Origin of the sequence: Nonomuraea sp. NPDC049486 (assembly GCF_040676925.1) — a bacterium.
GTDB lineage: Bacteria > Actinomycetota > Actinomycetes > Streptosporangiales > Streptosporangiaceae > Nonomuraea > Nonomuraea ferruginea.
In genome coordinates this window covers 215600-228365 of record NZ_JBFAPV010000008.1, presented here as the reverse complement: position 1 = coordinate 228365, position 12766 = coordinate 215600, and the positions used below count along the sequence as shown (strand labels likewise).

Sequence of the window (12766 nt, the reverse complement as noted above, 5' to 3'; positions counted from 1 at the left end):
ATGGGGCTGACTCGCTGGGTACGCCAGACGTCCGAGCACTACCTGATGATCGACGCGCAGGACAAGGTGGCCGCCCGTCTCGGCGCCACCCGTCCTCTGCCGCCCCGCGGCGTCGAGATCTTCTGGCGCCGGATCTACGTCCCGGTCTTCCACCGGCTGCCTCTGAAGCTGCGCAACGCGGTCATCGCGCGCATGCCGGGGAGCCACCAGAAGCAGTGGAAGCAGCAGCCGCCACGAAAAGGACCCGCGGTCTGACCGCATAGGCCGACAACCATAGAGCGAGTTATTCACAAAGGAGTGACATGTCCACCAAGACGGTAACCGTCGCGACTCCCGCCGAAGGCGACGTTCTCTGGGACACCAGCGAGAAGGTCTTCGAAGACATCCGGGCCGAAGAGGGTCAGAAGGCCACGGTCTTCATCCACTCGGTCCCCTTCGAAGGGTCCGTCTCCCTCGTCAACCTGATGACGTCCACGCGCCTGCAGCGCAAGGGGTTCAAGCTGACCGTCGTCCTCTACGGCCCCGCCGTGCTGCTCGGCGCCGCCGGTCGCGGCTACCCCGCGGTCGGCAAGGAGGGGTTCCCGGGGAACCTGGCGGTCAACAGGCAGCTCCAGACTCTCCTGGACGAGGGCGCCACGATCTACGCCTGCCGCTTCGCCATGGGCGCGCTGTACGGCATGCGGGAGGACGACCTGATCCCGGGGATCAAGGCGTTCAACCCGCTCGACGTCCTGGACTCCGCCCTGACGGCATGGCGGGAGGGCCACTTCCAGCTCAACACTTGGACCATGTGATGACGAAAGCACCATCGCGGCACTCTGACGCCCACCGGCACATCGGAGTTCTGCCCGCCTTCCCGTTCTACGGCGGACCGCCCGTCAACCCGGACGTGAAGGCCCGCGCCACCGTCGACGAACTGCTCGCCGACCTGGACGCGGAGGGCACCGAGCGGGCGCTGGTGATCCCGAACTACGGGGTCCCCGATCCCAAGCACTCGTTCGAGCTCAACGAGCTCGTCGTCGAGGCGGCGGCGCGGGACGACCGGCTCCGCGCCGCGGTGTGGGCGTCTCCGCGACCGCAGGACGCCGAGCTCACCGAGAAGGCGCTGACGCTCGTCGGCGAGACCGGGGTGAAGGCTCTCAAGATCAGCTTCCTGCTCGGCGGGTCCGTCGAGGACGCCGAATGCCAGGTCCAGCTGGACAAGATCTTCGCCGCCGCCAAGGCCAACAACCTCGTCGTCCACGTGCACACCTCGCCGGGTGCGCAGTCGGACATCGACAAGGTCGGCCAGCTGGTGGACCGGTACGCCGACGAGACGCCGGTCCACCTGGTCCACTTCGGTGGCGGGGTGAGCGGCCACATCAAGCTCATCGGCACGAGGTTCTTCGACTGGATCGAGGCCGGCAAGAAGGTCTACACCGACCTCACCTGGTCCGTCGGGTTCGCTCCGTACTGGCTCGCGCAGGAGATCGAACGGCGCGGGATCGGCGGCGACCGCGTGCTGTTCGCCTCCGACCTGCCGTGGGGCGACTTCGCGGGTGAGTACCACCGCATGATCGAAGCCGTCGGCGACGGTGAGCTGGCGGACCTCGTCTTCAACGAGAACTTCGACCGCCTGTACAGCTGACTCACAGGGGGCCGCGGGTCCCGGGGCGCCGCCCCGGGGCCCGCGGTCTCTCATCTATGCGCTGCAAGGGAGCAGATTTGGCAAGATCCGGAGAATCGCAAGAAGTCATCGCGAAGTGGGAGGGCGACTGGCGGGCGACCGTCACGGCCGGGGCGTTCTCGTTCCCGGTGGACGAGCCCCCGGAGGCCGGCGGAACCGACACCGGCCCGATGCCGACCGACTACTTCCTCGGGTCGCTCGCGTCCTGTTACGCGCTGGCGCTGGCGTGGTCGGCGCGCAAACGCGGCATCGAACTGCCCGACCTCCAGGTGTCGGCGGTCGGCGAGTACGACGGCCCGCGCTTCAAGGAGATCAGGCTGACCGTGAACACCAGCCTGCCGATCGAGGAGCTGGAACCGCTGCTCGCCCCGGCCTCCCGGGTCTGCTACGTCTCCAACACGCTCGCCCACGTCCCCAAGATCGACGTACGGCAGGCCGACATCTGCGCCTGAGGCGAGGCGCGCCCCGCGCGGAGCACGCCTCGCCTCCGGGTCAGCTCCCCAGCTTCGCGTCCAGCGCCATCATCGTGTCGACGAACGCCTGGACCGGCGCCGTGGCCACACCGGCGCCGACCTGGCCGCTGCCGTCGGCGTTGTGCAGGATCCCCGTCGTCACCTGCGGGGTGATGCCGAGCTCGACGACCTTGCGCACGTCGACGCCCACCGGTGAGCCCTTCATCCCCCACACCGGGATCATGAACCGGCTGGAGTTGCCCACGCACACCTGGTCGAGCTGCGTGGTCAGCTCGGCGGCGGCCGCCATGGTCCCGCCGACGATCTGGGCCACCGCCGGCGAACCGGCCGCGGCAGCGCCGCCGAGGCCCACGAGCTCCAGCACCGAGCTGTCCCCGATGTCCGGGGCGGCGTCCGCCTCACTCCGCCCCGGGTGGTAGAGCGCGCGCTCCACCATCGGCGCGGGCGCGAGGTGCCAGTCGGAGGACGGCCCGGCCAGCCAGGCGGCGAAGTCGGTCCCGTTGCGTGCCATGCCGGTCACGACCGAGCTGTTCTCGACCTCGGCGGCCCAGGCGGTCAGCGCCCGGGCGGCGGCCATGGCCAGCGTGAGGAACAGCAGGTGGTTGCCCGAGAGGAACGTCGCCGCCTCCGTCCGGCGGGGGTGGTCGCCCGACACCAGCGCGGGCAGCAGGTTGCGCAGCAGCAGGTTGGTCGCGGCCTGCGTGCGGACGTGCACGTCGTCGCCCATGGCGACCGCCTGCGCCGCCAGCGACATCACGTCGACCGGCCCGGCCTCGGCCAGGGCGGCGGCCAGCACCGGGCCGACCACCTCGCGCAGCAGCACCAGACGGTCGATCGCGCCGGGGGTGTCGCGGCCGAACCACGCCACGTCGCCGGGCCCCTGGCCGATCGGCGCGTAGGTGGTGACGCCGGCGTCGGCGAGTTCGACGGCCCACACGGGCGTGCCCGGCCCCATCGCCGTCGCCATCGGCACGACCACGCCGTGCGCGTTGGCCGGCTCCAGCCGTACGGAACCGTCCAGGAGCAGGGCGTCGGCCTCCTCGGGGTCGCGCGCCCACCCCTCGGCGCAGACCGCGGCGCGCATCGAGCGGCGCAACGGGTCGACCGTGTCCTCGATCGCGATGCGCGGCCCGCAGTGCAGGAGCACCCGGCCCTCGGCCAGGATCGGGATCACCTCGCCTGCGGTCCGCACGCCGACCAGCTGCGGCGCGCCCCGGTCCAGCCGCCGGAAGACCTCCTTGTTGGCGGCGTCGATCGTCGCCGCGTGCCGGCCGTAGAGGCGGCGAAGAGCCGCGACCACCTCGGCGTCACCGCCACCGGGAATCCGCCAGTCGACCTGGACCACCGGGCGCTTCTGCTCGGCGATCGCCTCGGCGAACAGCGGCAGGCCGATGTTGACGACGTTCACCTCCCCGGGAAGGCGCACCGGGGTGGCGGTATCAGTGGCGTTCATCGGTTTCTCCCTTGATGTCGTTCCCCTCGGCGGGGTCCCCCTTGATGAAGTTCTCCGCGAGCGCGACCAGCGCGGCCTCGGAGTGCTCGAACGAGGCGCGCGCGGTCCGCGCGCGGCCCAGCAACGCGGTCGCCTCCGCGAGGCAGTCGGCGGCCATCGCCTCGACCACGGGCGGGGCCGCTCCGCCGGCCAGCGTCCGCGTCTCCACGATGTGCCGGGGGTCGAGGATCTCGGTGAGGTCCCGGCCCTCCAGCCCGAGGGAGATCCCGGCGTACTGCTGGGCGGCGGACTCCAGCCGGGCCGCGTCGAGGTCGATGCCGCGCAGCCCTTCCCTGCTCGCCTCCCGCACGGCGATCCCGACCACCTGGTAGGCGGTCCGGTAGTCCACCCGGCAGGTCTGCATGACGAACTCCGCCAGGTCGGTCGCCTGGCTGAAGCCCGACTCCAGGGCCTCCCACATCCGGTCGGCGTTCACCGTCATGCTGCGGATGACCCCGCTGGTCAGCCTCGTCGTACGCAGCGCCAGGTCCAGCGCGCGGGGGATCTCGCCGTACGCGTAGATCAGGTTGTCGCTGCGGGCCGACGGACTCTTGCTGACGGCGAGGAACCCGGTGAGCCGGCCGATCAGGGTGCCGGAGGCGCCGCGGATGATCGAGAGGGCGTACGGGTTGCGCTTCTGCGGCATGAGCACGCTGGAACGGCTGAACCCGTCGGCGATGGTGATGTAGTCGAACTCGTTGCTGGCCCAGATCTCCAGGTCCTCGGCCAGCTTGCTCTGCGTGGTCAGCAGGCTGGACGCGTGCGACAGCGCCGCGATGAGCCCGTCGATCTGCCACATGGCGTCGCGCGTGTGCTGGATGAAACCCTCGAAGCCGAGCAGTTCGGCGACCCTGCCCCGGTCGGCCAGCAGCCGGCTGCCGTTGACGCAGCCCGCCCCGCCCGGACTGGTGTTGACCCAGGTCAGGGCGTCCATGAGCCGCTCGGCGTCGCGCAGGACCGGGTAGGCGAAACTGACCAGGTAGTGGCCGAACGTGGAGGGCTGCGCGTGCTGCAGGTAGGTCTGGTCGGGCAGCCACGTCGTGCTGTTGCCCGCCGCGACCTTCGCGATGGCCTGCGCCAGCTCCGCCGCCGCCTCGATCAGGTCCTCCAGGACGCTCCGCACGTGCAGCCGCAGGGCGATGCGCACCGCCTCGCGCCGCGGCCGGCCGGCGTGCAGCCACCCGGCGTCGTCACCGATCTGGGCGGTGAAGTACCGCTCCCGCGAGTTGTACGGCTCGCCGAACGCCGGGTCGTAGGGGAAGTCCTCGGCCGGGGTGCGCACGGCCCGGAGCAGCACCCGCATGAGCTGCTCGGCGGCGCTGTAGGGGACCACCCCGCGTTCGTGCAGATCGACGAGGTGCGCGAGGTCGGCGAGGTTGAGGCCCGCGTGCAGCAGCGGCGAGTCGGCGTTCTCCAGCGCGAACCCGCTGTCGATCAGCTCCTGGGCCGGGCCTTCCACCGGTGGGCCCAGGCGGTCGAGCCCGCCCCGGTGGTGCGCCGAGGGTGCGGACGGCAGTCCGTCGTCGATCATCGTGCCTCCCATCCGGCGACGGCGTCGAGCAGGCCGCCGGTGTGCCAGAGAACTGTGGTCAGGTCGGGGTCGTGGCGTCGTTCGCCGAGGATGCGCGGGAGGGCGCCCAGCGCCTTCGCGGTGTAGACCGGGTCGAGGACGACCCCTGAGGCGCGCAGCGCCAGCCGCGCGGCGCGCTCGCCCTCCTCCGAAGGGCGGGCGTGCCCGGGGCCGCGGGCGTCCTCCACCACGACATCGGACGCCTCCGGGATCTCGGTCCCCATCAACCGGGCGCATCCCTCGCCGAGCTCGAGTATCCGCCGCGCGGTCTCGTCCGGCGGCCGGCTGACCGAGGCGCCACGAATCAGCATCCTGCGCCCCGACGCCACGGCCCCGGACACCAGCCCCGCCTGCGTCCCCCCAGACCCCGCCGCCACGACAACCACAACAGGCCCCTCAAGCCGGCCCTCAACGTGAGCCCCGGCTTGTGCCCCGGACCGGCCCTCAGAGTGAGGCCCGTGCTGGGCCGCGGTTTGGTCCCCGTGCTGGGGCGCGGTTTGGTGTACGAGTTGGGTGGCGAGTTCGAGGGCTGCCAGGTGGAAGCCGGTCGCGCCGAGTGGGGTCGCGCCGCCGCGTGGTACGGCGAAGGCGGTCTGGCCGAGTTCGCCGGCCGCCCTCTCGATCGCGACGTCGACGAAGGCGCGGTCCGGGTCGTGGGTCCATCGGATCTCCGCGCCCCAGTGGCGGGCCGCCAGCAGGTTGGGGTGCGAGGTCTGGGGAGGCGATCCGGCGTAGATCAGTACGCAGCGCAGGCCCGCCCAGGCGGCGGCCGCCGCGGCGGCCTGGCAGAAGTTCGAACCGGGGGTCCCGCCGGTCACCAGCACGCTCGCACTCGACTCGCGGGCGGCCGCGATCAGCATCTCCAGCTGACGCGCCTTGTTCCCGGCCACCGCGAAGCCGGTGAGGTCGTCGCGCTTGAGCAGCATCCTCCCGCGCACGCCCAGCGCCTCGGCCAGCCGTGGCGCCTCCACAAGGGGGGTGGGCAACACGGCCAGCTCAGCCCGAGGCGGTGCCACCCCTTGGTTCTCCCACGGCCGGCGCACCTGCCGGGGGTCGCGGGGGTCTCGGCGGTCTGGGGTTACGGCCATGAAGGCGACTCCTCCGACCTGGCGCGGCGGGCGCGGGCCACCACGAGGTCGACCATGGCGGCGGCCGCGCCGGCGTCGGACGGGTTCTGGGTGCCGCCCAGGTGGGTGCGCAGGTTGGCCGCCATCCGGTCCGAGCGCACCTCGAGTCCCTCGACGAGCTGGACGCCGAGCCTGAGCGCCGTGCCCGACAGCAGGCACACCTCGGGCAGCGCCACCCATTCGGCCTTCCAGGCCCGCCCGTCACGTTCGTGCTGGCTGACGACCGACTCCAGCAGCACCCCGGCGTTGGCCCTGACCAGCCGGGCCAGCGTGTTCAGGTGCTCGCTGCCCTCGGGGTTGCGCTTGTGGTGCATCGTGATGCTGCCGACCACCCCGTCGGGACGCGGCTCGCCCAGCTCGCCGATCTCGGGGCGCTGCAACTCGTACACCTCCTCGCCGATCCGCGCCAGCGTGCCGGTGACCAGGGCGAGCAGGCCGCCGAACTCGGCGATCCGGTCGCGGGCGCTCAGCCAGGAGATGACGGGGTCGGCCAGCCCGAGGTCGGCGCAGAAGCGGGCCCGTACGGCGAGTCCGCGGTCGCCGTACGCGACCAGGGTCCCGATGCCGCCGCCGAGCTGCCCGACGAGCCACCGCGGGGCGCCCTCGCGCAGCCTGTCGAGGTGCCGCCGGATCTCGTCCGCCCAGGACGCCGCCTTCCAGCCGAAGGTGGCCGGCGCCCCCGGCTGGCCGTGCGTCCGGCCCGCGATCGGGGTGTCGCGGTGCGCCACGGCCAGGTCGAGCAGACGGTCCTCGATCCGGCGCAGGTCGCGCCAGACGATGCCGCCGACCGCGCGCGTCGCCAGCGAGGTCCAGGTGTCGGTGACGTCCTGGACGGTCGCGCCGACGTAGACGTGCTCGCGGGCCGGCTCGGGCAGGACCCGGCGCAGCTCGTGGATCAGGCCCAGGGTCGAGTGGCCGGTCTCGCGGGTGCCGCGCGCGACCCGGTCCAGGTCGAGCCGGTCGACGCGCAGCTCGGCGGTGATGGTCTCGGCGGCCCCTGCGGGTATGAGCCCTTCCGCCGCCTGCGCCCTGGCCAGTGCGGCCAGCACGTCGAGCCACCCCTGCAGGCGGCCCCGCTCGTCGAAGATCTGTCGCAGCTCGTCGGTGCCCCACAGGTGCGAGTAGACCGTCGAGTCCGAGATGCGCGCGCTCACGTCGCGTTCTCCCGCCCTTCCTCGGTGGTACGAAGCTCCTCGGCCAGGTCGGAGGCGGCGGCCAGCCCCGCCGAGACCAGGGTGAACGACGCTCCCCAGGGCACCACCACCGTGTCGCCGCGGGTCTCGATGTGCTCCTCCAGCAGGCAGCACTTGGTGAGCCGGGCCTCGCCGGGAGGGAGCGGCCTGCTGGCCGCCAGCGCGGCCGGGCAGATGTCGACCTGGGTCACGCCCGCCGCCCGGTCCGGATAGAAGTGGTCGTGGATGGCGCGCGAGCGGGCGCAGCCCAGCAGCAGCCAGTCCGCCTCGGGCGGCACCTCGTCGAGATAGGAGACCTCCGCCCCGGGGACCGTGATGCCGCCCCCTCGGCACGGCAGCAGGTAGTGGCCGGCCGGCTCGCGGGCGGCCATCTCCTCCAGGTCGACGACCTCTGACACGCACTCGGTCGCCGGCAGCTCCTCGGCGGTGTCGAGGACGCGCCGTACCTGGTCGACCAGCTTGGCCGGCCAGGGCGGGGCGACGTCGAGCACGTGCACCCGGCGCGGGACGGCGTCCAGCATGAAGTTGACGTGCCCGTAACGGCCGCGGACGACCACGCAGCGCGGGGCGCCGGCGATCCCGGACGCCGCGCGCAGCAGCTGACTGGGCACGGCGGTGTCGATGTCGGCCCGGTCCACGAGGATCGTCTCCTGGGGCGAGGCCAGCACGCGCACGTCGGTGACGTCGACGAACAGCTCCTCCTCGCCTGCCTTGGTGACCTCGACCAGGGCCAGTCCGTCGTCGTTGCGGGCCACCACGAACCGGGTCCTGCGATACACCTGGCGGCTCAGGAAGAACTCCCGCAGGGAACGCTCGTCGAGATCCACCGGGACGTCGGTGAACGCCACGGTTCGATACTGATGCGGGATCATGGTGAATCCTCCAGTGGGAAAGTTCCCATCGTGTCTGAGCGCAGCCCCAGCCGGAGCGTCTCGACCGCCAGGGCGTCGGCCGGAGCGATGTTGCCGAGGTTCACGTTCGCGCCGTAACGCCGGATGAGCCAGGCCTGCTGCGCGCGAAGGGGCGCCTCGAACAGGGCGTTCTCCAGGCCCACCGCCGAGACGACCGCGTCGACGATCTCCGTGCGCACCTCGCCGGCCGGGTCGTACAGCCCGACGGTGCCGCTCTCGCGCCCCTCGGTCACCACCCAGCGCGCGCCCGCCTCCAGGTCGGCCCGCGCGTCGGCGCCCCACTGCCGGGCCGAAGGAGGCGTGTCGGGGCTCTTGACCCCGATCTCCGAGAGCACGACGAACCGGGACGCCGCCGCGCTGATCATCGCGTTCTTGTCGTCGCGCGGGATGGCCACCGAGCCGCACGACACCTCTATGCACGGGAACCCCACCGACTCGGCCCAGTCCATGAACCGGTCGAGCACGCCCTGCTGCCACGACACCTCCAGCAGGGTCCCCCCGGTGCAGGCCAGCACCTGGTGCGCGGCCAGCAGGTCGAGCTTGGCGTCCAGCGCCGGATCGATGTAGGCGGTGCCCCAGCCGAACTTCCACACGTCGATGCTCGCGGCGGCGGAGGACAGCCGGAGCTCGGCCTCGGCCACCGACATGCCGTTGTCGAGGACGTGCGAGATGCCGCGCCGGCGGGGCTTGGTCGTGCGCTCCGGAAGGGTGAGAAAGCCGGCGACCTGCGATGTCTGGCCGCGCGACGCTTCACGGTAGCGAACGGGGTGTCCTGTCACGGGAAAGGCTTCCTCACTAGAATGACGTCTTCAGCGCCTGCTCTGTCTGCCGGCACCACCCACCGCATGGAAGAGAACTCATCGTGCCGATCAACGACCTCGACCACCTGGCACATCGGCTGCGCGGCCTTCCGGGCGTCACGGCCAAGAGCGCCATCGGGGCGGTCACCGACGTGTTCGGCGGCGGTGACTGGTGGTCCGGTCCCGGCGACGACGGAGCCGTCGTGCACGACCGCGGGCGCAACCTGATCGTCGGCGGGGAGGCGATGCTGCCCTCCTTCGTCGCGAAGGACCCCTACGGCGCCGGGGTGGCGGCCGTCCTGGCGAACGTGAACGACCTCGCCGCCATGGGCGCCCGTCCTCTCGCGATCGTCGACACGATCGTCGGCCCGCGCGAGGTCACCAGGAAGATCCTGGAGGGCCTCAAGTGGGCCGGCGAGACCTACCAGGTGCCCGTGGTGGGCGGCCACCTCACCGAGAGCGACGGCCCGCCGAGCCTGTCGGCGTTCGGTCTCGGCACCGCGGAGAAGGTGCTGTCGGCCACGCACGCCGCCCCCGGCCAGGCGTTGATGCTCGCCTGCTGCCTCGACGGGCGCATGCGCGACGACTTCCTGTTCTTCCCGTCGTTCGACGAGCGGGGCGACCGCCTGGCGGGCGACGTCCGGGCCCTCGCCGAGGTGGCGGAGTCGGGCGCGGCGGTGGCCGCCAAGGACGTCAGCATGGCCGGCATGATCGGCTCGCTGGCCATGCTGCTGGAGGCCGACAGGCTGGGCGTCCAGGTGGACATGGACGAGCTCCCCGTGCCCGAGGGCGTGCCGGTCGCCGACTGGCTGTCCTGCTTCCCCTGCTTCGCCTTCCTGCTCACGACGCCTGACGACCGGGTCGAGGAGTGCGCCAAGGCCTTCACCGCGCGAGGGCTGACCGCGCGCCGGCTCGGCACCCTCGACGACACCGGCGAGGTGCGCCTGCGCGACGCCTCCGGCTCGGTCGTGGTCTTCGACCTGAACGAGGAGTCCGTCACCCGGCTGGGCCGTTGACACACGCCCGGCCTTCCTGACGTACGAAGTGATCACGTCAGGTCGATGCTCATCTGCTGATGGGGCACGCCGACGTAGGCGACCGGGCCGCCCACCTTCGACCAGCCGAGCCGCCGGAAGAAGCTCACGTTGCCGAGCTGGACGTACGCGATCATGCGCGCGCCGCCGGCGGCCGCGGCGGTCTCCACCGCGTACCTGACCAGCGGGCCCCCCAGCCACAGGTGCCGATACTCCGGGAGCACCGCGAGCCGGTCCCCCTTCCACAGCCTCTCGCCGTCGGGCGAGGGGTAGCGGTACAGCCGGACCGTGCCGGCCGGCACGCCGTCGGCGAACGCGAGCACGTGGTGGACGCTGGGGTCGCGGTCGAACTCGTCCTGGTCGGTCTGCTCGAACAGCGACTGCTCCGCCACGAAGACCGACCGCCGGATCCGGAGGTGCTCCTCCAGCTCCTCCGCCGCCGTCACCGTACGGCAGACGTGATGCGGCGCGGCCTGGTCAGAAAACGAGCGGGAGAGAGACGCGCCCATCGGGCACCACACCCTTCGTCGAACCAGAACCGGCACGTTCCAGGGCGGCCTGCCCCGAACACGCCTGGCATCGTGCGCATCCCGCCATGACCCCGGTGGCGGTGAGCCCGCGTCGCAGCATGTGCGGGACCACCTGCCGGTAGATCCCCTCGACGTAGTCCGCGGACGGGGGCCGTTCGTCCTCCATCAGGCTCCCGGGGACCGGGCGCAGCGGGACGATGAACGGGTAGACGCCCATGTCCACCGCCCGGCGGCACATGTCCACCGTGAGGTCGGGGTCCTCGCCCATGCCGAGGATCACGTACGTCGAGACCTGTCCTTCGCCGAAGACCCGGACCGCGCGTTCCCAGGCGGAGAAGTACGCCTCGATGCCCCAGCGCGCCTTGCCCGGCGCGACCCGCGCGAGCACCTCGGGGTCGAAGGTCTCCACGTGGATGCCGACGGAGTCCACGCCCATGTCGCGGACCCGGTTGATCACGTCGAGGTCGGACGGGGGTTCGAACTGGACCTGCACCGGCAGCCCGGACGCCTCCTTCACGGCCTGGGCGCACCTGCCGACGTAGAGGGCGCCGCGGTCCGGGGTGGCGGTGCTGCCGGTGGTGAGCGTGGCGTCGACGGCGCCGTCCAGGTCGCGGGCCGCCACCGACACCTCCGCGAGCATCTCGGGCGTCTTCTTGGCGATCGTGCGACCGGCCGCGAGGGAGACCCCGATCCCGCAGAACGTGCACTGGTCGGAGTTGCCCCAGTAGGCGCAGGTCTGCAGCACCGTGCTGGCCATGGAGTCCAGGTGCATGAGCGCGATCTGCCAGTAGGGGACGCCGTCGGCCGTCTTCAAGTCGTAGTACTTCGGCCGGGGAGCCAACGCCGCGTCCGCCAACCGGACCGAGCCCTCGTAGATGCCGAAACCGTCGTCCTCCTGCCGCAGGGCGTACGGGGAGTCACGCACGTAGTCGGCCGTGGTGGGAACCGTGGCCGGGCTTCCGTCGATCCACAGCATCCCCGCGTCGGCGGGACCGGCGCCGCCCTTCCGCGCCTCCATGGAGATCTCGGTCCGCAACCCCCGGCTCTGCAACCGGGCGATCAACTCGGCGAGTTCCTCCTGGTCGAGGGTCCGGTGGGTGTCGGGTGCCTCGGTCATGATGTGGCTCCTTGTCCGGGCCGACTCTTAACGGTGCTCGGCTAGACCGCCATGAAGGATGACGCATTTACTATAGGAAACTACTCTTTGACTACTATAGAAAGAATGTAGGGAGTGGCAACTAGGCGTCAGCGAATGACCGGGTATGCCCACAATCGCCCGGTCTGTGGCGTGTCTCTTCAGGAGCCCTTGAGCCGGGTCACCCACACCTCCCGCTCCTCCGCGGAGGCGGCCTCGTGAAGGACGTGTCCCCCGTCGCCGGGCTCGCCTGAGGCGAGCCGGCCGGTCTCCAGGTCGATGCGCCCCTGCTCGACGGTGTGCACGCAGGCGGTGAACGTCTCGTCCGGGCGCGTCGTCACGAGCAGCGCCCGCCCGGTGGCGGGGTCGACCTCCAGCCGCCGGTACGGGACGAACGGATCTCCGGGACGGTAGCCGGACTCCTCCAGCACCAGCCATCCGGCGCCCGGTGCGGCCTGCGCGAGGGCGGCCAGGCGGTCGTCCAGCGTGACCTCTTCGAGCGCCTCCCGGTAACGCATCGCGAACGCGGCGCCCGCGACGGCCTCGACGTCAAGGCCGTCCGACGTCAGCAGCTCGCTGGACTCGACCACCCGGCGAACCAGCTCGCGGTGCTCGGCCCAGGCTTCGACCAGCGGTTCGAGGCCCCGCCCCGACTCGCGGAGCCGCTGCGCGACCGCACCGACCAGGCGCGTGGTCCTGAGGTAGATGTCCGGCTGGTGGGCGCTTCCGGCGAAGGCCCGCTCCGCGGCCGCGGTCCAGAGGCGGAGAAGCTCGCTCGCGGCCTGCCGGGCGTCGGGTGCGGGCCCTGGGTCACGCACACCCTCAGTCTCGGACA

At 71.8% G+C, this 12766-nt stretch carries 14 protein-coding genes; 5 read left to right on the top strand and 9 right to left on the bottom strand.

Features of this window, described 5'->3' with window-relative positions; all coding sequences use genetic code 11:
* The 4 genes from AB0K05_RS24145 to AB0K05_RS24130 all read left to right on the top strand — a co-directional run bounded on the left by AB0K05_RS24145 (window position 1) and on the right by AB0K05_RS24130 (window position 2118).
* The gene (locus tag AB0K05_RS24145) at window positions 1-255 is read left to right on the top strand and encodes a hypothetical protein (protein WP_148034933.1); all 255 of its coding nucleotides are present in this window, start codon (window positions 1-3) and stop codon (window positions 253-255) included.
* Between the two features lie 47 nt (window positions 256-302).
* Window positions 303-794 carry an MSMEG_0572/Sll0783 family nitrogen starvation response protein gene (locus AB0K05_RS24140; RefSeq protein ID WP_148034932.1) on the top strand — a complete coding sequence of 164 codons (492 nt, stop codon included), beginning with the start codon at window positions 303-305 and terminating at the stop codon, window positions 792-794.
* On the top strand, window positions 794-1627 hold the full coding sequence (locus tag AB0K05_RS24135) for an amidohydrolase family protein (RefSeq protein WP_148034931.1): 834 nt from the start codon (window positions 794-796) through the stop codon (window positions 1625-1627). The genes AB0K05_RS24140 and AB0K05_RS24135 overlap by 1 nt, the downstream gene beginning before the upstream one ends.
* 77 nt (window positions 1628-1704) lie before the next feature.
* Complete coding sequence (locus AB0K05_RS24130) at window positions 1705-2118, top strand: OsmC family protein (RefSeq protein ID WP_187281463.1); 414 nt, start codon at window positions 1705-1707, stop codon at window positions 2116-2118.
* A 40-nt stretch (window positions 2119-2158) separates the two neighbouring features.
* On the opposite strand, the gene AB0K05_RS24125 is transcribed toward AB0K05_RS24130, so the two are convergent.
* The 6 genes from AB0K05_RS24125 to AB0K05_RS24100 form a co-directional block, all read right to left on the bottom strand.
* Window positions 2159-3592, bottom strand: coding sequence for a DUF1116 domain-containing protein (locus tag AB0K05_RS24125; RefSeq protein ID WP_271280108.1), 1434 nt, complete (start codon window positions 3590-3592; stop codon window positions 2159-2161).
* Window positions 3579-5162: an argininosuccinate lyase gene (locus tag AB0K05_RS24120; RefSeq protein ID WP_364231778.1), complete on the bottom strand. Its 1584-nt coding sequence runs from the start codon at window positions 5160-5162 to the stop codon at window positions 3579-3581. The genes AB0K05_RS24125 and AB0K05_RS24120 overlap by 14 nt, the downstream gene beginning before the upstream one ends.
* Window positions 5159-6187, bottom strand: coding sequence for a pyridoxal-phosphate dependent enzyme (locus AB0K05_RS24115; protein WP_364231776.1), 1029 nt, complete (start codon window positions 6185-6187; stop codon window positions 5159-5161). Before AB0K05_RS24115 ends, AB0K05_RS24120 begins: the two co-directional genes overlap by 4 nt.
* Window positions 6188-6279: 92 nt before the next feature.
* Window positions 6280-7482 carry an adenylosuccinate lyase family protein gene (locus tag AB0K05_RS24110; protein WP_364231774.1) on the bottom strand — a complete coding sequence of 401 codons (1203 nt, stop codon included), beginning with the start codon at window positions 7480-7482 and terminating at the stop codon, window positions 6280-6282.
* The gene (locus AB0K05_RS24105; protein WP_364231771.1) at window positions 7479-8393 is read right to left on the bottom strand and encodes a hypothetical protein; all 915 of its coding nucleotides are present in this window, start codon (window positions 8391-8393) and stop codon (window positions 7479-7481) included. Before AB0K05_RS24105 ends, AB0K05_RS24110 begins: the two co-directional genes overlap by 4 nt.
* Complete coding sequence (locus tag AB0K05_RS24100; RefSeq protein ID WP_364231769.1) at window positions 8390-9211, bottom strand: phosphosulfolactate synthase; 822 nt, start codon at window positions 9209-9211, stop codon at window positions 8390-8392. The genes AB0K05_RS24105 and AB0K05_RS24100 overlap by 4 nt, the downstream gene beginning before the upstream one ends.
* Window positions 9212-9294: 83 nt before the next feature.
* Here AB0K05_RS24100 and AB0K05_RS24095 point away from each other — a divergent pair, with 83 nt between their 5' ends.
* Entirely contained in the window at window positions 9295-10248 is a 954-nt protein-coding gene (locus tag AB0K05_RS24095; RefSeq protein WP_364231767.1) for an AIR synthase related protein, read from the top strand.
* A 32-nt stretch (window positions 10249-10280) separates the two neighbouring features.
* On the opposite strand, the gene AB0K05_RS24090 is transcribed toward AB0K05_RS24095, so the two are convergent.
* From AB0K05_RS24090 to AB0K05_RS24080, 3 genes are all read right to left on the bottom strand, one after another.
* Entirely contained in the window at window positions 10281-10775 is a 495-nt protein-coding gene (locus AB0K05_RS24090; protein ID WP_364231764.1) for an MSMEG_0567/Sll0786 family nitrogen starvation N-acetyltransferase, read from the bottom strand.
* Window positions 10744-11913 carry an MSMEG_0568 family radical SAM protein gene (locus AB0K05_RS24085; protein ID WP_364231762.1) on the bottom strand — a complete coding sequence of 390 codons (1170 nt, stop codon included), beginning with the start codon at window positions 11911-11913 and terminating at the stop codon, window positions 10744-10746. Before AB0K05_RS24085 ends, AB0K05_RS24090 begins: the two co-directional genes overlap by 32 nt.
* 179 nt (window positions 11914-12092) lie before the next feature.
* Entirely contained in the window at window positions 12093-12749 is a 657-nt protein-coding gene (locus AB0K05_RS24080) for a hypothetical protein (protein ID WP_364231759.1), read from the bottom strand.
* Between the last annotated feature and the right edge of the window lie 17 nt (window positions 12750-12766).